This window comes from Rhizobium sp. Leaf311, from assembly GCF_001423445.1.
GTDB lineage: Bacteria > Pseudomonadota > Alphaproteobacteria > Rhizobiales > Rhizobiaceae > Agrobacterium.
On record NZ_LMNZ01000004.1, the window covers coordinates 880,212 to 899,042 of the forward strand.

Annotated in this window: 18 protein-coding genes and 1 pseudogene; 8 read left to right on the forward strand and 11 right to left on the reverse strand. The window is 55.9% G+C overall.

Translation table 11 applies throughout. The annotated features are described in order from the left end of the window. Positions 1-5: 5 nt before the first annotated feature. The 3 genes from ASF69_RS09990 to ASF69_RS10000 form a co-directional block, all read right to left on the reverse strand. Complete coding sequence (locus tag ASF69_RS09990; protein ID WP_062587279.1) at positions 6-947, reverse strand: DMT family transporter; 942 nt, start codon at positions 945-947, stop codon at positions 6-8. A 52-nt stretch (positions 948-999) separates the two neighbouring features. After that, positions 1,000-1,671 carry a DsbA family oxidoreductase gene (locus ASF69_RS09995; RefSeq protein WP_062587097.1) on the reverse strand — a complete coding sequence of 224 codons (672 nt, stop codon included), beginning with the start codon at positions 1,669-1,671 and terminating at the stop codon, positions 1,000-1,002. A gap of 93 nt (positions 1,672-1,764) precedes the next feature. Further along, complete coding sequence (locus ASF69_RS10000) at positions 1,765-3,591, reverse strand: extracellular solute-binding protein (protein WP_062587280.1); 1,827 nt, start codon at positions 3,589-3,591, stop codon at positions 1,765-1,767. 319 nt (positions 3,592-3,910) lie between these two features. On the opposite strand from ASF69_RS10000, the gene ASF69_RS10005 reads away from it, so the two are divergent. Further along, a complete protein-coding gene (locus tag ASF69_RS10005; protein ID WP_062587098.1) occupies positions 3,911-4,558 on the forward strand; it encodes an invasion associated locus B family protein in 648 nt (215 codons plus the stop codon). A gap of 79 nt (positions 4,559-4,637) precedes the next feature. Here ASF69_RS10005 and hspQ read toward each other — a convergent pair whose 3' ends face one another. The 4 genes from hspQ to ASF69_RS10025 form a co-directional block, all read right to left on the reverse strand. Then, positions 4,638-4,967 carry a heat shock protein HspQ gene (gene hspQ, locus ASF69_RS10010; RefSeq protein WP_062587099.1) on the reverse strand — a complete coding sequence of 110 codons (330 nt, stop codon included), beginning with the start codon at positions 4,965-4,967 and terminating at the stop codon, positions 4,638-4,640. A 70-nt stretch (positions 4,968-5,037) separates the two neighbouring features. After that, entirely contained in the window at positions 5,038-5,964 is a 927-nt protein-coding gene (locus ASF69_RS10015) for a DMT family transporter (protein ID WP_062587100.1), read from the reverse strand. A 117-nt stretch (positions 5,965-6,081) separates the two neighbouring features. Continuing rightward, positions 6,082-7,491 carry a type I glutamate--ammonia ligase gene (gene glnA / locus ASF69_RS10020; RefSeq protein ID WP_062587281.1) on the reverse strand — a complete coding sequence of 470 codons (1,410 nt, stop codon included), beginning with the start codon at positions 7,489-7,491 and terminating at the stop codon, positions 6,082-6,084. A gap of 66 nt (positions 7,492-7,557) precedes the next feature. Beyond that, on the reverse strand, positions 7,558-7,896 hold the full coding sequence (locus ASF69_RS10025; protein ID WP_007753933.1) for a P-II family nitrogen regulator: 339 nt from the start codon (positions 7,894-7,896) through the stop codon (positions 7,558-7,560). 346 nt (positions 7,897-8,242) lie between these two features. Between ASF69_RS10025 and ASF69_RS10030 the strand changes: the two genes are divergently transcribed. Next, positions 8,243-9,718, forward strand: a complete 1,476-nt coding sequence (locus tag ASF69_RS10030) for a bifunctional ADP-dependent NAD(P)H-hydrate dehydratase/NAD(P)H-hydrate epimerase (RefSeq protein ID WP_062587101.1) — start codon at positions 8,243-8,245, stop codon at positions 9,716-9,718. Here the strand turns inward: ASF69_RS10030 and ASF69_RS10035 are convergent. Continuing rightward, positions 9,715-10,755 (reverse strand): GlxA family transcriptional regulator, encoded by a 1,041-nt coding sequence (locus ASF69_RS10035; protein ID WP_062587102.1) that lies wholly within the window; start codon positions 10,753-10,755, stop codon positions 9,715-9,717. The genes ASF69_RS10030 and ASF69_RS10035 overlap by 4 nt on opposite strands. A gap of 33 nt (positions 10,756-10,788) precedes the next feature. Between ASF69_RS10035 and ASF69_RS23070 the strand changes: the two genes are divergently transcribed. Both ASF69_RS23070 and ASF69_RS10040 read left to right on the forward strand, forming a co-directional pair. Further along, a complete protein-coding gene (locus ASF69_RS23070) occupies positions 10,789-11,040 on the forward strand; it encodes a hypothetical protein (protein WP_156462018.1) in 252 nt (83 codons plus the stop codon). 111 nt (positions 11,041-11,151) lie between these two features. Beyond that, on the forward strand, positions 11,152-11,577 hold the full coding sequence (locus ASF69_RS10040) for a response regulator (RefSeq protein ID WP_062587103.1): 426 nt from the start codon (positions 11,152-11,154) through the stop codon (positions 11,575-11,577). 55 nt (positions 11,578-11,632) lie between these two features. Here ASF69_RS10040 and glgX read toward each other — a convergent pair whose 3' ends face one another. Both glgX and ASF69_RS23585 read right to left on the reverse strand, forming a co-directional pair. Then, positions 11,633-13,717, reverse strand: a complete 2,085-nt coding sequence (gene glgX / locus ASF69_RS10045) for a glycogen debranching protein GlgX (RefSeq protein WP_062587104.1) — start codon at positions 13,715-13,717, stop codon at positions 11,633-11,635. A 126-nt stretch (positions 13,718-13,843) separates the two neighbouring features. Beyond that, positions 13,844-13,966: pseudogene (locus ASF69_RS23585) on the reverse strand (DUF1127 domain-containing protein); the annotation flags it as partial. Positions 13,967-14,262: 296 nt separating this feature from the next. On the opposite strand from ASF69_RS23585, the gene ASF69_RS10055 reads away from it, so the two are divergent. The 3 genes from ASF69_RS10055 to ASF69_RS10065 all read left to right on the forward strand — a co-directional run bounded on the left by ASF69_RS10055 (position 14,263) and on the right by ASF69_RS10065 (position 16,368). Beyond that, positions 14,263-15,159: a LysR family transcriptional regulator gene (locus tag ASF69_RS10055; protein ID WP_062587282.1), complete on the forward strand. Its 897-nt coding sequence runs from the start codon at positions 14,263-14,265 to the stop codon at positions 15,157-15,159. Positions 15,160-15,275: 116 nt separating this feature from the next. Further along, positions 15,276-15,437 (forward strand): hypothetical protein, encoded by a 162-nt coding sequence (locus ASF69_RS10060; RefSeq protein WP_062587106.1) that lies wholly within the window; start codon positions 15,276-15,278, stop codon positions 15,435-15,437. A 208-nt stretch (positions 15,438-15,645) separates the two neighbouring features. Beyond that, positions 15,646-16,368, forward strand: coding sequence for a phosphodiester glycosidase family protein (locus ASF69_RS10065; protein ID WP_244475445.1), 723 nt, complete (start codon positions 15,646-15,648; stop codon positions 16,366-16,368). 12 nt (positions 16,369-16,380) lie between these two features. On the opposite strand, the gene ASF69_RS10070 is transcribed toward ASF69_RS10065, so the two are convergent. Further along, entirely contained in the window at positions 16,381-16,734 is a 354-nt protein-coding gene (locus ASF69_RS10070) for a hypothetical protein (RefSeq protein WP_062587108.1), read from the reverse strand. A gap of 651 nt (positions 16,735-17,385) precedes the next feature. Between ASF69_RS10070 and ASF69_RS10075 the strand changes: the two genes are divergently transcribed. Next, entirely contained in the window at positions 17,386-18,789 is a 1,404-nt protein-coding gene (locus ASF69_RS10075; RefSeq protein WP_062587109.1) for an L-serine ammonia-lyase, read from the forward strand. Positions 18,790-18,831 lie beyond the last annotated feature (42 nt).

Genomic DNA, 18,831 nt, shown 5'->3' on the forward strand with positions numbered 1-18,831 from the left:
AGCAATCAGGTCTTTGATGTATCGTCCTGCGGCGTCATCGCCACGGCCACATTCTGGTCAGCCGCCGCAACGGATGTCGGGAGAGGCACATGCCGCTGCCTTTCCCGGATCAGCGTCAGCAGACCCGATCCGATAATGAGGGCGATCCCCACAAACATCCATCCGTCGATCTTGTCGCCGAAGATCAGGTAGCCAAACAGGATGGCCCATAACATCTGGCTATATTGCGTTGGGCCGATAACGGCAGCAGGCGCATATTTCGCGGCATACATGACGAGCACGTTGGCAAGCGCGCCGAGCAATCCGTAGCCCGCTAGGAACATCCATTGCTCCATATCGGGCGGGGTGAAGGTCTTCGCCATGGCCACGCCGCAAATGACCAGCGTTCCCAGGAGCCCTGCGCCATAGAGCGAGATATTCTTTTCCGATGGTCCCATCGCGCGGAAGATGACGATGGATATGGCTCCACACAGACCCGCGACAATGGCGGCGAAATGGCCGGTCGAAAGCTCGCGAAAGCCGGGTCTCAAAATGACGAGAACACCTGCAAAACCGATGATGACGGCAGACCATCTCTTGATGCCGACCTGTTCCTTGAGGAAAAGCACCGACATGATGGTGACGAAGGCGGGCAGGAGGAAGATGAGGGCGAAAGCTTCCGCCATCGACAGATAGGTGAAAGCGGTCACCGAGGTGATCGCGCCGAGACCCGACGAGATGAAGCGAAGGATCCACAAGGGGCGATTGGTGGTGCGGATGATGTCACGCCAGTCATCATTGCGTTTGCGGATGAAGGGCAGGGCGGCCAGCCCGAAAAGCGCACCGAAAAATGCCGACTGGAAGGGCGACAGCTGCCCTTCAATGAGCTTTACACTGGCATCGCTCCACGCATAGGCCGCGAAGGCGGCAAAGGCGAGAAGGATGCCTTTCAACGTGCTATCGGACACGGAAACACCAGAATTTACCAAGGGCAGGAATCGACAGCGCGCTGGCTGAAGATCAGTTCATAGCCCTATGCTCTTCCAGCTTCATTCTGGCAATATCCCGCAGTGCATTAATAAGCACTTCCTTGCTCTGCGCTCCGCTGACGGCATATTTCTGATCGAGTATGAAGAAGGGGACGCCAGCAACGCCCATCTGCTGCGCCGCATCGATCTCGGCGACAACCGTGTCCTTGTCTGCATCGGAGGCCAGAAGTTTCGTGACGACCTCGCGGCTCATTCCGGCCTTTTCGCCAATGTCTGCGAGAACGGCGTGGTCGCCAATGTTGAGGCCCTGCTCAAAGTTGGCGCGGAACAGTTCCGTCACCACCCGGTCCTGAAACTCGCGGCCTTCGGCATGGGCCCAGAGCGAAAGGCGGTGTGCGTCAAGCGTATTGGGGCCAACCTTTATGGCGTCGAAGTTGAAGTCTATGCCGACTTCCTTGCCGAGCTGCTTCAGCATGTCGTGCGCCTGCTCGACCTTTTCCTTGCCGCCCAGCTTTTTTTCCAGTTCGGCCTTCTGGTCTACGCCCTCCGGTGGGTAATCCGGGTTCAGGCGGTAGGGACGCCAGTTCACATCGATGCTGACTTCATCGAGAACTTCCGCAATTGCGAGATCCAGGCGTGCCTTGCCGAGATAGCACCATGGGCAGACCATGTCGGAGACGACGTCGATAACAATGCGTTGCATGGTGCTTCCCTTTCAGACCAGACTATCTCTGCCCCATCTAGGGGCCTTGCCGTGCTTGCGCAAGGCATCACCGCAACAGATCTACCCTTAGACCTATTGGACGCGGGCATCCCACCAGCTGGTTTTCTGGTTCCCCAAAAGAGGGGTTGCCTCCGGTCGTTCGATATATTTCCACCGTGCCACCCACTGCGCCCCGATATAGTAAAGCGGGATGATATAGTGCCCCGCCGTCAAGAGCCGGTCATAGGCACGCACTGCTGCCTGAAAATCTTCGGTGGAGCGCGCCTGCAACAATGCTTCAAGCATCCGATCCACCTCAGGATCTGCCACACCCGCATAGTTGAAGCTGCCATTTGCGTCGCGCGAGGCCGAGCCCCAGCGATTGAGCTGCTCCGCCCCCGGCGACAGCGACGAGGGGAGCGATCGGATGATCATATCGTAATCGAAGCTGTTGGAGCGTGCCTGATACTGGCCATCATCGACGGAGCGAATGGCCATATCGACGCCGATCAGCCTTAGCGAACGTTGATAGGCAAGAGCGATACGCTCCTGTGCCGGGTTTTGGGTCATGATCTCGAATGACAGGGCCCGGCCATTGGAATCGGACATTCTGCCGTTCTTGATGGTGTACCCGGCCTCTTTCAAACGGTCGACAGCGAGCTTTAACACCTTGCGGTCGGCGCCTGAGCCATCCGTCACCGGCAGGGCATAGGTTCCAGCCAGAAGCGCTGGCGGCAGTTTCTTCGCGGTGTCGCCCAGCAGCGCCAGCTCCCGCCCATCCGCGGCATTGCCGAAAGCTCCGAGTGTCGAATTCTGCCAGTAGCTTTGGGTACGCTTGAACGCGCCGCCGAGAATATTGCGGTTCATCCATTCGAAATCGAGTGCGTAAGAAAGACCTTCACGGACGTTCTGATCTGCAAAGATGGCCCGGCGCGTGTTGAAGACCAGGCCGAACATGCCGGACGGCAAACGCGATTCGAAAACGTCGCGGGCAATCTCGCCGCGATGAACCGCCGGGAAATTGTAGGCTTGCCCCCAGTGAGACGTGTCCGATGTGCCGTTGATCGCGTCGCCTTCAGGATAAATGTCGATATCGCCCTTTTTGAAGGCTTCGAACATGGTGGTGACCTGCAGGAAATAGATGATGCTGATCTCATCGTAATTGTCGAACCCGACTTTCGCAGGAACATCCTTGCCCCAATAGTTCGGATCACGCTCCCAAACGACCCGCTCGCCGGGGCGCAGCGTCTTGATTCGGTAGGGGCCGGAACCGATGACGGGCGACAGCCCCGCCTGCTCAAAGGTTGCCGGATCAATCCCGTGCTGCGGCAGAATGGGGGTCGATGATGCGAGAATGAGGGGCGTTTCGCGGTTGGCGTTTTCGTTGAAGGTGAAGCGCACGCCATGCTCTCCAACCTTCTCCATCTTCTCAACGCCGCTCAGCCTGCTGTTGAAAGGCGGACGGCCTTTTTCCTTCAGAAGATTAAAAGTGAAAATCACGTCATCCGGCGTTACCGGCTTGCCATCCTGCCATTTTGCCTTGGGGTTCATGTTGAACTGGATATAGCTGCGCTCGTCGTCCCACTCCGCACTTTCAGCGAGCAGACCGTAAAGCGAGAAAGGTTCGTCGTTCGAGCGCTGCATCAGCGGCTCATATAGAAGGTTGCCGAATTCCGGATCCCACACACCGCGCGCAGTTGTGCGCATACCCTTCAAAACAAAGGGATTGAGGCTGTCGAAGGTGCCGACGACACCGTAGGAAACACGTCCGCCTTTTTTGACGTCGGGCTTCACATAGGGAAAATTCTTGAAGTCGGCGGGCAGGGCAGGATGACCATGCATCGAAATTCCATGAAGGGGTTCCGCCAACGCCAGACCTGAAAAAAGAAGGGCGGGGATGAACGCCAAGAGGCTTCGCATATTGATGTCCTGTCGCATTCGGGCCGTTTGTTTGGGATTGCTTTGCCGGGAATGGGCGGCCCATCTTGTATTGATTCCCGCCGGAATGTATCACACCCAACTATGGCAGGCATCCGACGAGATAAAATCTCTTGATGCCAAAAGAAAAAGTTGAAGAAGTGCTGGATATCGCCGCCGACGGGATGTAACAGGGTTGCCGAAACCGTCGGGTCACGCATTTGCCTCATTTAAACGACAGTGGAACGGGCAGACGGATACCGGTGATGTTGAGCAGCTCGAATTTTCTGCTTCGCATAAAAATTTAGGAGACGGAACTCTTATGACGAAATTCGCAAACACATTCACCCGTGCAGGCTTGTCTGCTCTCGTTCTTTCGCTGGGTGCCGTGTCTGCTCCAGCCGTATCTCAGGCTCAGCAGGCTGCCGCACCGGCTGGCTCGCCGCCACTTGGCTGGTTCAAGACATGCAGCAAGCAGGAAGACAATGATGTTTGCGTTGTGCAGAACGTCGTTCTCGCCCAGAACGGTCAGATGATAACGGCTGTTGGCCTCATCAGCGTTGAAGGCAAGGTCAACCGCAAGCTTCTGCAGGTTTCCGTTCCGACCGCGCGTCTCCTGCCTCCTGGTGTCATGATGCAGATCGACGGTGGCAAGGGTCAGAAGCTTGATTACGCCGTCTGCCTTCCCGACAAGTGCACCGCCGAAGTGCCGCTGACGGACGCCATGATCGCCAGCATGAAGAAGGGCACCGAGATCGTTTTCACCTCGATCAACTTCCGCCGTGCGCCAAACCCGATCAAGATCGCGCTCAGCGGCTTCACAGGTGCCTATGACGGTCAGCCAATCACCCAGTCCCAGCTTGCTGAAAGCCAGCGTTCCCTCCAGGAAGGAATGCAGAAGAAGGCTGAGGAAGCCCGCAAGAAGCTGGAAGCTGCGCAGGACGCTGCCAAGACCAAGCCTGCAAACTAAGACATCATCCAGATACAGAAAAACCGGCCTTGTTTCAGGGCCGGTTTTATTTTGACTTGGACTTGGCATCACTGAGAAATCAGTGGGTCATTGCAGCCTTGGCACGCAATTCACCATTTGGCGCCTTGTCGAATATGCGGGTGATGTTCGGATTGCGCAGCGGTCGGTCGCTCTCGTCGTGTATCAGGTTCTGTTCCGATACATAGGCGACATACTCCGTCTCATCATTCTCGGCCAGCAGGTGGTAAAACGGCTGGTCGCGATCGGGGCGGATTTCCGCTGGAATGGCATTCCACCATTCTTCGGTGTTTGCGTATTCGGGGTCTACGTCAAATACCACACCGCGGAACGGAAACACCTTGTGGCGAACAACCTCGCCAATCGTAAATTTTGCGTCTCTTTGTTTCATGGCATGAACATCCTTTCCCCATACAATTTGGGGTAAAATATCAAAATATCAAGATATCTTGTGTCAATACTCAATGCCTGCGCCGTAACTTTTCAAGTGGAGCGGTGGCCAGCACCACGCCGCCCGTTACCAGCACTATGCCGAGGGCATGATAATCTTCGAACTGCTCTCCTAGAAACACGACTGCCATGACGATCGAAACCGGCGGCATCATGTAGAGCGTTATTCCTGCAGTGGCCGGGCCAAACACCCGCACGGTGTGGGTGAAGCAGTAGAATGCAAAGATCGACGCGAAGACGATGATGCCGGCAATCTTCGCCCAGGCCGTGAGCGATGCCGGCAGCAATCCGCCGTGGGCAATTTCAATGGCTGCAGGTGGTATCAGAACAAGCGCGCCGGAGAGAGCAATCAATGTGAAAAGGCTGAGAGACATCATTTCCCTGGCGGCGGGATCACGCAGGAGCAGCGAATAGATCGCGAAGGACACTGAGGCTACGAGAATGGCGATATCGCCGAGATTGAAGTTGAGATGAAGCAATTGAGCCGGATCGCCCTTCAAGACGATTGCGACGACGCCCGAAAATGCAACGACCATGCCCACCACTTCGAGACGCCTGATGGCGCGTCCGTAGAGAATGCGCTGGAACAGGATGATGAACAGGGAAGAGGTCGTGTAGATCAATGTGCCATTGGCGGCTGAGGTCAGGGTGAGGGCCCAATAGACAACGCCGCCACAGATGCCCATGCCGAGAAAGCCGAGGATGAGCCAGAGCGCGGTTTTTCGACGGACGAAGTTCCAGCAGGCACGCCAATCGCTAACGACAAATGGCGCTACCAATACAGCCGAGAAGAACCAGCGCAGGAATGCCGTCGTGAAGGGCGAGACTTCGCCGATGACGCCGCGACCGAAAATGACATTGCTTGAAAAGAAGAAGGGAACCGCAAGGAATATCAACCAGTCTCGCAGGCGAGGGGCGGTGTCTGGTGCTGAGGACATGAATTTTCCGGCAAGGCTGCATTATCAACGCGGTGGTGGGATGGTCAGGCACACCCGTTGACGTGACCCTCCAAAAAAGAGAAAGGCGCCCTTTGAGGCGCCTTTCCTGTAAGCTGATCAGGCCGAGTAGTACATGTCGAATTCGACCGGGTGAGGGGTCATTTCGAAACGCATGACTTCCTGCATCTTCAGTTCGATGAAGGCATCGATCTGGTCGTCATCGAAAACGCCGCCAGCGGTCAGGAACTTGCGGTCCTTGTCGAGGCTTTCAAGCGCTTCACGCAGCGAGCCGCAAACTGTCGGGATCTTTTTCAGTTCCTTTGCAGGCAGGTCGTAGAGGTCCTTGTCCATAGGCTTGCCAGGATGGATCTTGTTCTTGATGCCATCGAGACCAGCCATCAGCATGGCGGCAAAGCCGAGATACGGGTTCTGTGCTGGATCCGGGAAACGGACTTCGACGCGCTTTGCCTTCGGGTTGGAGCCGAAAGGAATGCGGCAGGATGCAGAGCGGTTACGCGCGGAGTAAGCCAGCAGAACCGGTGCTTCGTAGCCTGGAACCAGACGCTTGTAGGAGTTGGTCGTCGGGTTCGTAAACGCGTTGATGGCCTTGGCGTGCTTGATGATACCGCCAATGTAGTACAGGCAGGTTTCAGACAGGCCCGCATATTCGTCGCCAGCAAAGGTTGGCTTGCCACCCTTCCAGATGGACTGGTGAACGTGCATGCCGGAACCGTTATCGCCGAAGATTGGCTTTGGCATGAAGGTTGCGGTCTTGCCGTAGGCATTGGCGACCTGATGCACGACGTACTTGTAGATCTGCATCTTGTCGGCGCTGGAAACCATCGTGTCGAACTTCACACCCAGCTCGTGCTGCGCGGACGCAACTTCGTGGTGGTGCTTCTCAACGACAACGCCCATTTCGCCGAGAACGGTCAGCATTTCAGAACGCATGTCCTGAAGGCTGTCGACCGGAGGAACCGGGAAGTAGCCGCCCTTGACGCGTGGGCGGTGGCCCAGGTTGCCGGTCTCATAGTCTGTGTCGTCGTTGGATGGCAATTCGGACGAATCAAGCTTGAAGCCTGTGTTGTATGGGTCGGCCTTGTACTTCACGTCATCGAATACGAAGAATTCAGGCTCAGGACCAACGAACACGGTATCGCCGATACCGGAGGCCTTGAGGTAGGCTTCGGCCTTCTTGGCTGTGCCGCGTGGGTCGCGGTTATAGGACTCGCCGGAGACGGGGTCGAGAATGTCGCAGAGAATAACCATGGTGGACTGCGCGAAGAACGGGTCCATGTGAACCGTTCCCGTATCAGGCATCAACACCATGTCGGACTCATTGATTGCCTTCCAGCCACCGATCGACGAGCCGTCGAACATGACGCCATCGGTAAACATGTCTTCGTCGACGCAGGCAATATCCATTGTGACGTGGTGCAGCTTGCCCTTTGGGTCAGTGAAGCGCAGGTCCACGAACTTTACGTCGTTGTCCTTAATCTGCTTGAGAATATCGTTTGCAGTCGTCATTTGAAACTTTTCCTTGAGTGTTTTGATAACAAGGCGAAGCCCCAGCATTTGCCGGGTTTCGTATTTTTATATGGCGTCGACGCCTGTTTCGCCCGTGCGGATACGAATGACTTCTTCCACGTTGGAAACGAAAATCTTTCCGTCACCAATGCGTCCGGTCTGGGCTGCATTGCGAATGGCCTCAATAACGGCATCCGCATTTTCATCCGCGAGCACGACCTCGACCTTCACTTTCGGCAAAAAGTCGACGACGTATTCTGCGCCGCGATAAAGTTCCGTATGGCCTTTTTGACGACCAAAGCCCTTGGCTTCCGTAACCGTTATTCCCTGTAGTCCGACTTCCTGAAGGGCTTCCTTCACTTCATCGAGCTTAAAAGGCTTAATGATCGCTTCGATCTTTTTCATGAGAAAATATCTCTCCGCTTCTCCCGTTAAAGCGGTCTTTCCGCTCTGCCACAAGAATGCACGTATCGTGCCAGATCGGAAGCGGGTTTAAATAAAAAATCTTCAAAAAATGGCTGGACATCGGCGAATTTTGCTCAACTTGCGCGCTTCAATGGATAATTTGGCTCTCCAACCCATCATTTTTCACTGATTTTTCTCAATATCGCCAGAATTCACAGGATCGCGGATTTCGCCGACGAGACAGTGAAGTGTGGTAAAAATAAGCAAATGCACAAAAAGTAGACTCGCTAAAATGCCTATTTTTGCGCCGATTGCCTTTTGCGAAGTTTTGCGGTGATTATGGGCGATGATGTCCTTGCTGAACTACGCCCTGATAGAACCCGACGCCATGGCACGTGTTGATAAACGTGCAGAAGAAAGCGGCATTTCTGTTGCCGCGCTGATGGAGCGAGCGGGGCAGGCGGTCGCGGCCAGCGCCCTTGCGCATTATCCCCAAGCGCTGCGCTTTGTCGTTCTCTGCGGTGTCGGTAATAATGGCGGCGATGGTTTCGTTGCTGCACGCGCCCTGAAAGAAAGCGGTGCTGAGGTTGCCGTCTACGTCTTTGGTGATATTGGCAAATTGAAAGGCGCGGCGAAGCAGGCCTTCGATTGCGTCGGAATGTCCTTTACTTCTCTTGGCGACTACCGACCCATTGCGGGTGATGTCGTGATCGATGCAATCTTCGGAGCGGGTCTTTCGCGGGATGTGCCGTCGCAGGTCGCAGATATCATCGACGATATCGAGCGCGCGGCCTTGCCGGTCATAGCCGTCGATCTGCCTTCCGGGCTCTGCGGCAAGCGTGGCATCCCTCTTGGCAGGGCATTTCAGGCGCAGCGCACGGTTACCTTCATGGCGCGCAAGCCGGGCCATGTGCTGATGCCGGGCCGGTCACTATGCGGAGACATGGAGGTCTTCGATATCGGCATTCCTCGCCGTATTCTCATGGAGGGGCGCGGGTCGATCTTTGAAAACCATCCCGGGGTGTGGGCAGCTGCGTTCCCGAAGCCGGATGGAGAAACGCACAAATTCAAGCGTGGACATCTGACCGTATTCTCAGGTCCGTCCCATGCCACCGGTGCTGCGCGAATGGCTGCGATGGCAGGTTTTCGCGCCGGGGCTGGAATCGTGACGGTGGCGACGCCGCATGAAGCGCTTGGGGCTTTATCCGCATCTTTGACCGCCGTGATGGTATCCGGCATCGAAACGGAAGAGGAATTGATCGACTGGCGCGATGATAAACGCCACGCGACCTATGTGCTCGGCCCTGGTTTTGGCGACCTTGATAGGGCTCGGGCCTTTGTGTCCCTGTTGCGGGACAAGGCTCTGGTGCTGGATGCGGACGGCATTACGGCGTTCAAGGATGAGCCGCAGAGATTGTTTGACCTTTTCGCGGCCAATGCGCCGCGTATCCTGACGCCGCACGAAGGAGAGTTCGCGCGGCTGTTCCCTGACATTGCTGCGGACAAGACGCTTGGCAAGGTGGAAAAGGCGCAAGCCGCAGCTGCTGCCTGCAACGCCGTCATTGTCTACAAGGGGGCAGATACGGTCGTTGCGGCCCCGGATGGTAGGGCCGTCATCAACGCCAATGCGCCAACCTATCTCGCAACGGCGGGTTCTGGTGATGTGTTGGCAGGGATTGCAGGCGGTCTTCTGGCGCAGCAGGTTCCGGCCTTTGAGGCGGCTGCCGCCGCCGTCTGGCTTCACGGCGAAACCGCACAGAAACTGGGGCCGGGGCTTACCGCCGAAGATCTGGCTGCGGCGGTTCGGCCTTTTCAGCCCTAATGCGCCGGCTTGCCGTGGCTGGCGACAGCCGCCATGCGAGAGGCACTCATCACCAGCTTGCGTTCAGCGCGTTCCTGTTGCGGGGTGCGATTGTAGATTTCCCGGTAGCATTTGGAGAAATGGGACGCGGAGACAAAGCCGCAGGCCACCGCAACTTCAACCACCGGCATGGCGGACTGGACGAGCAGATGGCGCGCCCGGTCCAGACGGATCTCCAGATAGTAGCGGGCGGGCGATCGTCCCATTTCCTGACGAAAAAGCCGCTCCACCTGACGGCGGGAAAGATCGGCATCTTCGGCTATATCGAGAAGCGACAGAGGCTCCGAAAGATTGCTCTCCATTAACTCGATAATCGAGAGGACCTTGTCATTCTGTACGCCCAGGCGCGCGCGCAGTGGTAGGCGCTGGCGGTCATGGGGATTGCGAACGCGGTCTGTCAGTTGCTGTTCGCAAACGCGGTTGACGAGGTTTTCGCCAAAATCCTGACCGATGAGGTTGAGCATCATGTCGAGCGATGCGGTGCCGCCAGCGCATGTGTAGATGTTGCTGTCGACCTCATAGAGATCGGCATAGACCTCAACCTGGGGAAAGGCTTCGGAAAAGCCGGGCAGGTTTTCCCAGTGAATGGCGCAGCGTTTGCCATTTAACAGGCCGGCCTGCGCCAGCACATGTGCGCCGGTACAGAGGCTGCCCACCGCAATGCCGCGATTGTTGGCTTCCCGCAGCCAAGCATTCACGGATTTGTTGCCATATTGCTCGATATCGATGCCGGAACAGATCAGCACCATATTCGGGCGGTTTTCGCCGCTGACCGATTTGCGCTCTTCTGCCAGCGAAGTGTTGGCCTCCAGTGCAATTCCGCTGGATGAGGCGACCTTCTCGCCATCGGCAGAGGCAAGGCGCCACTCATATGCGGCATAGCCGAGCATACGGTTGGCGATGCGCAGCGTTTCTACCGCCGCCGTGAAAGGCAGCATGGTGAACTGCGGAACCATGAAAAAGACGACAGTGCGTTTCTTGGGAGGAGTTTTGCTCATTATGACCATGCTCCATTGCGGAAACGCAATTCCTTGCTTGGAAAAGGCCCGCTGTATATCTCATTTGCGACACTTGCAGCGCAAGATACGACGGCGTTGATCTCCTGTCAAAAAAACAACAGCGGGTGGATGGTCTTGACGACCGTCAGCTATGGCAGCGTGCTTAGGAGGGCAGGCTCCCGTCCGGGAGCTTCTGCCGATATTTTGCATTTTATTAATATTGTTTTCAATTTTTCGGCGCAGCCTTTCAGCACTATCGCCGAGTTGCGCGTTCTATCGACGTGATGAAATGGCGGACGACATCACAGACCGCCGCTTCATCTTTTGTTTCAGCATCGGGTTGCCCAAGAATGGCATTGCCGTTCCTGCCAGGTGCCTTCGAGCGGAGTATTGCGTATGCATGAAGTTGGCCTGACCGTACTGGTCGTAGACGACGAACCGATTCTGAGATTTACCCTTGCGGATGCGCTCGAAGAGGCGGGATATACCGTGCTTGAAGCGTCCAACGTTCTTGAGGCTGTCGCCGTGATCGGTAAGGTGCCTCAGATATCGGCGGTCATTACCGATATCGATATGCCGGGCGGCCTTTCCGGGCTGGATCTGGTAAAGATGCTGAACAACTGCCAGGAGCATATTTCCGTGATCGTAACATCTGGCGGTCATGCGCCGGATGCTCTGGAGTTGCCAAGCGACGCACGCTTTTTCAGCAAGCCCTACCATTTCGACGACATTTTCTTCGCGCTTAAGGCCGCCATTGCGTCCAAAGAACAGGTGCGGAAAAAACGGGGTATTCGTCTGGCTGGCACTCAATCCCTTCAGTAGTCAAAGCAAAACGCCGGAGTTTCCTCCGGCGTTTCTTATTCGTCTGACCCAGAACTTATGCTGCGCGAAGCAGTACCAGGCTGCGGCCTTCGGCCGTGTAGATTTCGCCGTTGGCGATGTTGTTCGAGGGCGCGTCAGGATCAGCGGTCGTTAGCTCGATCGCCCAGCCATGATCTGCATCCGGCAGCTTGAATTCCACGGCACCGTCATGCGGGTTGAACAGGATCAATACGTCCTTCCATTCTTCCGTAGCGTCGTCACCCATTTGGCCGCCGCTGGTCAGTCGCAGACCGAGCGTGGTGCTGCCGAGGTCTTCCCACTGCTCCCGCGTCTGCTCGCCACCGCCGGGATTAAGCCATGTGGCATGGGTGCCGTCTCTCCAGCTGTCTCGACGCAGGATTGAATGCGTCTGGCGCAGTTCGATAAGCCTTGCCGTAAAGCTGCGCAGGGCTTCCGCGCTTGTTGGGAGATTTTCCCAATGGACCCAGCTCAACTCGCTGTCCTGGCAATAGCCGTTATTGTTGCCCATCTGGCTGCGACCGAACTCATCGCCCGCCAGAAGCATCGGCGTTCCATGGGAAAGCAGGAGGGTGGCAAGGAAGTTTCGCTTCTGGCGGTCACGCACCGCGGTGATGTTTTCATCATCGGTCGGGCCTTCGACACCGTAATTGAAACTGCGGTTGTCGTTATGACCGTCGTTGTTGTCTTCCCCGTTCGCATCATTGTGCTTCTCGTTATAGGAAACGAGGTCGTTCAGGGTGAAGCCGTCATGCGCGGTGATGAAGTTGACGCTGGACCAAGGCCTGCGGCCACGCAGGTCGTAGACATCGCCTGAGCCGAGCACACGAGCTGCGAAGTCGCCCGCTGTGCCATCTTCGTCCTTCCAGTATTCGCGGACAGTATCGCGATACTTGTCGTTCCACTCCGCCCAGCCCGGTGGAAAGCCGCCAACCTGATAGCCACCCGGACCGATATCCCAGGGCTCTCCGACCAGCTTCAGCCTGGACAGCACAGGATCCTGCCCAACCGCGTCGAAGAAACCGCCACGCTGGTCGAAGCCTTCCGGCTCACGTCCAAGGATCGTGCCCAGATCGAAGCGGAAACCATCGATATGCATGTCATCAGCCCAGTACCGCAACGAGTCGGTTACGAGCTGCAGGACGCGCGGATGTGATGTGTTTACCGTGTTTCCCGTGCCGGTGTCATTAATGTAGTAACGCGGCTGGTCTGGCATCGTGCGGTAATAGGAGAAGTTGTCGATGCCTTTGAAGGAAAGGGTCGGGCCCATCTCGTTACCTTCCGCTGTGTGGTTATACACAACGTCCAGGATTACCTCGATGCCGCCATCATGGAATGCCCGGACCATGTCGCGAAAGCCTGCCATGCCCTTTGGCCCGTAGTAGCGCGACGCGGGGGCAAAAAATGCCAGTGAATTGTAGCCCCAGAAGTTCTTAAGACCCTTCTCCAGAAGATGGGAATCATCCGGGAAGTAGTGAATGGGCAAAAGTTCTACGGAGGTGACGCCGAGGCTTTTGATATAGTCCACAATTTCCTTGTCGCCCAAACCCTCATAGGTACCGCGAAGCTGTTCGGAAATCTTCGGATGCAGCTGCGTGAAACCCTTGACGTGGGTCTCGTAAAAGATCGTCTTGGACCACGGGACGTTCGGCTTGCTATCTCCCGCCCAATCATAGGCGGAGGGATCAACCACACGGCATTTCGGCATCTTGGCGGCGCTGTCACTCTCATCAAAGGAGAGATCTTTTTCTTCGGCGTCCAGCTTGTAGCCAAATTGCTCCGTACCCCAATCGATATCACCGACGAGTTCGCGCGCATAAGGGTCAACAAGCAGCTTGTTCGGGTTAAAGCGGTGGCCGTTTTCGGGATCGTAGGGCCCATGTACACGGTAACCGTAGAGCGCGCCGGGCTTCAGACCGGGAATATAGCCGTGCCAGATTTCATTGGTGAATTCAGGCAGGGTAATGCGTTCGATTTCGGTTTTTCCGCTCTCATCGAAGAGGCACAGTTCAATACGTTCGGCATGGGCGCTGAAGATTGCAAAATTGACGCCGTCACCATCGAAATTGGCGCCAAGGCGGGTAAAGTCGCCGGGTAAAATTGTGGAACCGAACTGGGCCATTGATATCCTCGTGCTTGATTGGGGCAGGGGGAAATGTGGTGGCCGGTCATTGGTTCCGCAGCGCAAGAAAAAGCCCGCCATGACATATCTGGCGGGCTTTCTATTTAAGGCGTTTCGTCGTGTTTTTCAGCGAACAATACGCGTTGCTTTCTTGTCCGTTGTCGGCCATCCAATATCCTTCAATGTTTCTGGCGGAAGCGCTTCAAGTGCACGCATTGTCTGTCTGCGAGCCCAAGCTGTATTGACAGCTCTCCAGAGCCCGACGAGCCTATCGGTATGCAGCAGGTCCCTCCTCGGGCGTCTGCCATGGGTTATGATAACGGTCATTTCGATACTCCTTTCATCTGCATCTGTGCTTTCTGACAATCAAGATATGCGCTCGAGTGGGGCATCAATCAATCGAATGGTTTTGATGTCATTCATGATGAATTTTGATGGTTTCTTCGACGCATTCTCTGTCTGGCTTTAGAGGATCGAGCATTATTGACATTCAATCAAACGAAATGATATCGATGTATTGATCAGAAAAATTGAAGGCATTCGCCATGACAATTTCCTTCAGGCAGCCGCTGCCTCTTCTCGACAACGATATCTTGCGCACCTTTGTCGCGATTGCAGAAACCGGGAATTTTTCTACCGCTGCAGAGGTCGTCTTTAGAACGCCTTCAGCGGTGTCAATGCAGATCAAGAAGCTGGAAGAGCAGTTGAAGACGACGCTCTTCCTGCGCGATGCGCGGTCCGTCACGCTGACGGCGCATGGAGAGACACTGCTAACCTACGCGCGCCGCATGATCGCTCTTTCCAACGAAGCCGTTTCGCGCTTCGTCATGCCTGAACTTACGGGTGTCGTGCGGCTGGGCGCGCCGGAAGATATTGGGGAGCGGGGACTATTGCCCGGCATTCTCAAACGCTTTGCGGAAGCCTTTCCGGCCATTATGGTGGATGTGACGATCGATGCCAGCTCGCAGCTTTATCGCCGTATGGATGAACACAGGCTCGACCTCGCCTTGGTCAACTGCGCGTCGCTTCCGATGCGCGATACGGGCGAGGTTCTGATGCGGGAGCGACTGGTTTGGACGGGTGCCAGATGCGGCACCGCGCATCTGCGTGATCCTTTGCCCATCTCTATCTGGGAGGATGGATGCATCTGGCGCTCAGAGGCCATCAACTCACTTGAGAAGGAAAACCGGCGTTATCGTGTCGCATATCTAAGTGCCCACACCATGGCGCAAAAGGCGGCTATCGAAGCAGATCTGGCTATCGCTCCGCTTCCGCGCTCCTACGTACAAGACGACATGGTGATTCTGAGCGAAAAGGATGGTTTGCCGGAGCTTGGCTGTTTCGATATCCGCCTCATTCTCGCGGATAATCCAACGCGTCCGGTCCAGGCCGTCGCAGACAGCATCCGCAATGCGTTCAGGGATGTTGCGCTCCCGGTCTAATCAACGCGTGTTATTTTGACAGCGTTGCGGAACCGCTCTCGATTTCGTGCGTTATCTGCGCGCAATCCAGATCATCGTCTGCCGCGAGTGCGCAGACACAAGGGGAGTTTCCACGCATGTCGACACGTTTCTTCGCAACCATTGCAGCCGTTTTCGTTACTCTTGTTTCCCTTAGCTCCTGCGGCAATACGATCCGCGGCGTAGGCCAGGACGTTGCAGGCACTGTGGATGGCACGCAGGCTGCTGGACGCACCGTCGACCGCGCTGCCCGTCGCTAATTCTATCCCACTAATTTCTTTAAAGCCGGCGACGCTCTCGCCGGCTTTTTTGCGCGTCACGATATTGTCAGTGGAGTGGCATAGGAAACGCATCGCCTTGCCCGCGCCGCCGTATTCCAGCTTTGTTTCTCAGGTTAGGAGGCAAGGCGCGTCACACCAGCCTTCACCGCGAGCCATGATCAAGAGATTCTTTCGCTACCTGCTGCCAATGCTGCTTTCGTCTGCGGCTAATGCCTCTCAACTTCCCAGCGACTGCCAGTCAATCGATCATATGGGAGGCCGCTACACCGTATGCAGCTTTGATCCAGCAAAAGCGAAGATAAGGCTCTATCAATGGGATGCCGTCGCTGGAAAGCCTTATGGGTCGTTCGAGGCGCTCTCCTCCGCACTCTGGCGTCAGCACAGCTTTGTAACCTTTGCCATGAATGCCGGAATGTACCACCGAGATTTATCGCCGGTTGGCCTGCACATCGAAAACGGTGTCGAAAAAACGCCGATCAGCACCTCCGGCGGCTGGGGCAATTTTCATATGCAGCCGAACGGCGTCTTCTTTATAGAAGGCGACAGGGCAGGCGTGCTGGAAACAAGCGCTTATCTCAACGCCAATCTCAAACCTGATGTCGCAACGCAATCAGGTCCGATGCTGGTCATCGAAGGGCAACTTCATCCACGATTTTTGCCGCAGAGCGACAGCCTGAACACGCGCAACGGCGTGGGCGTTTCCGCCGACGGCATCGTGCACTTCGCAATTTCGGAAAATCCAGTGCGTTTCTACGATTTTGCAACGTTGTTTCGCGACCGGCTTGCGACCGCGAACGCACTTTATCTGGACGGCAGTATTTCCAGCGTCCACATACCCGCCGCCAACCGCCGCGATAGCTGGCACCCAATGGGGCCCATTATCGCGGTTGTCGAGAACGTTCCGGATTGACTGTAGAAAGCGTCAGATAGGCGCCTTCGGATAGGCTTTTTCCAGCCCACGGGATTTCGAAAGCCCCGCACGAAATGCGGTATAGGCAGCGTGTTGGCTGCTCTTAGACACTTCATGCAGACGGATCTGCATCCGAGCAGGGGCGTTCTCGCCAAACCACTCGCCGCACTTTTCCAGTTTCAATGAGTTCAGAAACCGGGCCTGCGATTGCTGATCGAGAAAAATATGAAGACCTTCCAACAGGTTTTCTTCCTGAAGGGCATTTTCCAGAAGAAGTTTCAGCCAGGACTGATCCTCGGCACTCATGGATGCGATCTTGGCTGCGACCGTATCGCGATCAGGAAAAGATGACGCGTTTGCCTGCATGTTTCTCACCGCTTTGCTTGTTGGTTTTTGCCCGATAATCCAGATCAAACATGTCTTCAAGACTGTGAACAACTCAAATGTGTAAAAGGCCAAAAATGCGCGGCCTTATACACATCTCCCGCTTTGATGATGAACAGTTTCCAACCGGAATTTACACTTTGGTCTAAATTGAGACGGAGCGGCATCGTGGCTGTGTCGAAGTGATCCACTAAGATATTGCTTTTTATTAAACCTATGCAGCCAGTGAATAGCAGCTCGCCGAATGCGCCTTGCTTTAGCCGTTTTTTGCATTTGCGTTCGTCACAAGATTTTAATAAATGGTTCACCACTGGGCCGACGGAAGAGCGGTCTGGAGAGTGAACACGTTGGAGTAATCATGGAAGAAACTGCACAGAAATCCTGCTGGGCTGTCACACTACGCGCACTCGCAGGCTTTGCCGCTTTCCTCGCTTTGACCTACATTTTTGGTAGCCCGTAACAATCTCCGTTAAAAGTTTTAGATATGGCAGCACGGTTTCCTTACAGGAACCGTGCTGTTTTCGTTTCCGCTGGATGTCGCAGCCTGCCTATCTCGTGCCCATATTAGGTGTGGCGCATTGCGGTGGTTGAGATAAACTGGCGTAATAAGTCTATTTATAGGGCAGGACGCATATGTTTCTTTCGGTATTCGACGTTTTCAAGATCGGTATCGGACCTTCCAGTTCGCATACGATGGGACCCATGTCGGCGGCGAACCGGTTTCTTGACACGATATTGTCTGACGAGTGGCCCCGACCGGCGGGCGCGACTGTATCGGCCATCAAGGTCAGCCTGCACGGGTCGCTCGCCTTTACCGGCATTGGTCACGGGTCCGGCCGTGCCGTCATTCTTGGCTTGACCGGCGAGCGTCCGGATCTTGTCGATCCCGATGCAATGGACCGTCTTGTGCTGGAAGTCGAAACGCGGGGCCGCGTGACGCCTGCAGGCCACCCGACCTATGCCTTCCGCCCGGCGGAAGATCTGGTTTTCGATAAGAAGAACCCTTTGCCGGGCCATGCCAATGGCATGACGTTTTCAGCCTATGACACTCAGGGCCGGATGCTGCTGAAGAGGATTTACTATTCGGTCGGCGGGGGATTTGTCGTTACCGATACAGAACTTGAGGCAATGCGCCAGCGCGGCAAGACTGTGGATAACGGACCCAAGGTTCCCTATCCCTTCGCGACGGCGAGGCAGATGCTTGAAATGGCCAACAGTTCCGGGCGAACCATTGCCCAGATGAAGCGCGCCAATGAAGAGACTGTCATGACGCGACAGGAGCTGGACGAGCGACTGGATCAGATCTGGGACGCAATGAACGGCTGTATAGAACGCGGCCTGAAAGGCGAAGGCATCATGCCCGGCGGCCTGAAGGTCAAGCGTCGCGCCCGTTCCATCCATGACAAGCTGAACGCCGAATGGCGCAGCAATCGCCTCAACCCGGTGCTGGCCAACGACTGGCTGAGCGTTTACGCCATGGCCGTCAATGAGGAGAACGCCTCGGGAGGACGCGTCGTGACAGCTCCAACCAATGGCGCTGCGGGCGTGGTGCCTGCCACCGTGCGCTATTTCCGCCATTTCCATGAAGACGCGACGGTGGACGACATCAGGGATTTCCTGCTGACCGCTGCCGCTATTGGCGGGATCATCAAGCACAATGCATCCATCTCCGGCGCGGAAGTCGGCTGTCAGGGTGAGGTGGGCTCCGCCGCTGCCATGGCGGCAGCCGGTCTTGCCGCTGTCATGGGCGGCTCTCCGGCGCAGGTTGAAAATGCAGCAGAAATTGCGCTCGAGCATCATCTTGGCATGACCTGCGACCCGATTGCCGGGCTGGTGCAGGTTCCCTGTATCGAGCGGAATGCACTCGGTGCGGTCAAGGCAGTCACGGCGGCGTCACTGGCTTTGAAGGGCGATGGAGAGCATTTCGTGCCACTCGATGCCTGCATTGAAACCATGCGCCAGACCGGCAACGACATGAACGAGAAATACAAGGAAACATCGACCGGCGGCCTGGCCGTGAATGTGGTGGAGTGTTGACAGGCACAACCTGCCAACGCTTGACGCAAGTGCTAAAACAGC

Coding starts and splice junctions, on each gene's coding strand:
- ASF69_RS09995 (WP_062587097.1), bottom strand. CDS start 1,671: ATGCAACGCATTGTTATCGACGTCGTCTCCGACATGGTCTGCCCATGG.
- ASF69_RS10000 (WP_062587280.1), bottom strand. CDS start 3,591: ATGCGAAGCCTCTTGGCGTTCATCCCCGCCCTTCTTTTTTCAGGTCTG.
- ASF69_RS10005 (WP_062587098.1), top strand. CDS start 3,911: ATGACGAAATTCGCAAACACATTCACCCGTGCAGGCTTGTCTGCTCTC.
- hspQ (WP_062587099.1), bottom strand. CDS start 4,967: ATGAAACAAAGAGACGCAAAATTTACGATTGGCGAGGTTGTTCGCCAC.
- ASF69_RS10015 (WP_062587100.1), bottom strand. CDS start 5,964: ATGTCCTCAGCACCAGACACCGCCCCTCGCCTGCGAGACTGGTTGATA.
- glnA (WP_062587281.1), bottom strand. CDS start 7,491: ATGACGACTGCAAACGATATTCTCAAGCAGATTAAGGACAACGACGTA.
- ASF69_RS10025 (WP_007753933.1), bottom strand. CDS start 7,896: ATGAAAAAGATCGAAGCGATCATTAAGCCTTTTAAGCTCGATGAAGTG.
- ASF69_RS10030 (WP_062587101.1), top strand. CDS start 8,243: ATGATGTCCTTGCTGAACTACGCCCTGATAGAACCCGACGCCATGGCA.
- ASF69_RS10035 (WP_062587102.1), bottom strand. CDS start 10,755: ATGAGCAAAACTCCTCCCAAGAAACGCACTGTCGTCTTTTTCATGGTT.
- ASF69_RS10040 (WP_062587103.1), top strand. CDS start 11,152: ATGCATGAAGTTGGCCTGACCGTACTGGTCGTAGACGACGAACCGATT.
- glgX (WP_062587104.1), bottom strand. CDS start 13,717: ATGGCCCAGTTCGGTTCCACAATTTTACCCGGCGACTTTACCCGCCTT.
- ASF69_RS10055 (WP_062587282.1), top strand. CDS start 14,263: ATGACAATTTCCTTCAGGCAGCCGCTGCCTCTTCTCGACAACGATATC.
- ASF69_RS10060 (WP_062587106.1), top strand. CDS start 15,276: ATGTCGACACGTTTCTTCGCAACCATTGCAGCCGTTTTCGTTACTCTT.
- ASF69_RS10065 (WP_244475445.1), top strand. CDS start 15,646: ATGCTGCTTTCGTCTGCGGCTAATGCCTCTCAACTTCCCAGCGACTGC.
- ASF69_RS10070 (WP_062587108.1), bottom strand. CDS start 16,734: ATGCAGGCAAACGCGTCATCTTTTCCTGATCGCGATACGGTCGCAGCC.
- ASF69_RS10075 (WP_062587109.1), top strand. CDS start 17,386: ATGTTTCTTTCGGTATTCGACGTTTTCAAGATCGGTATCGGACCTTCC.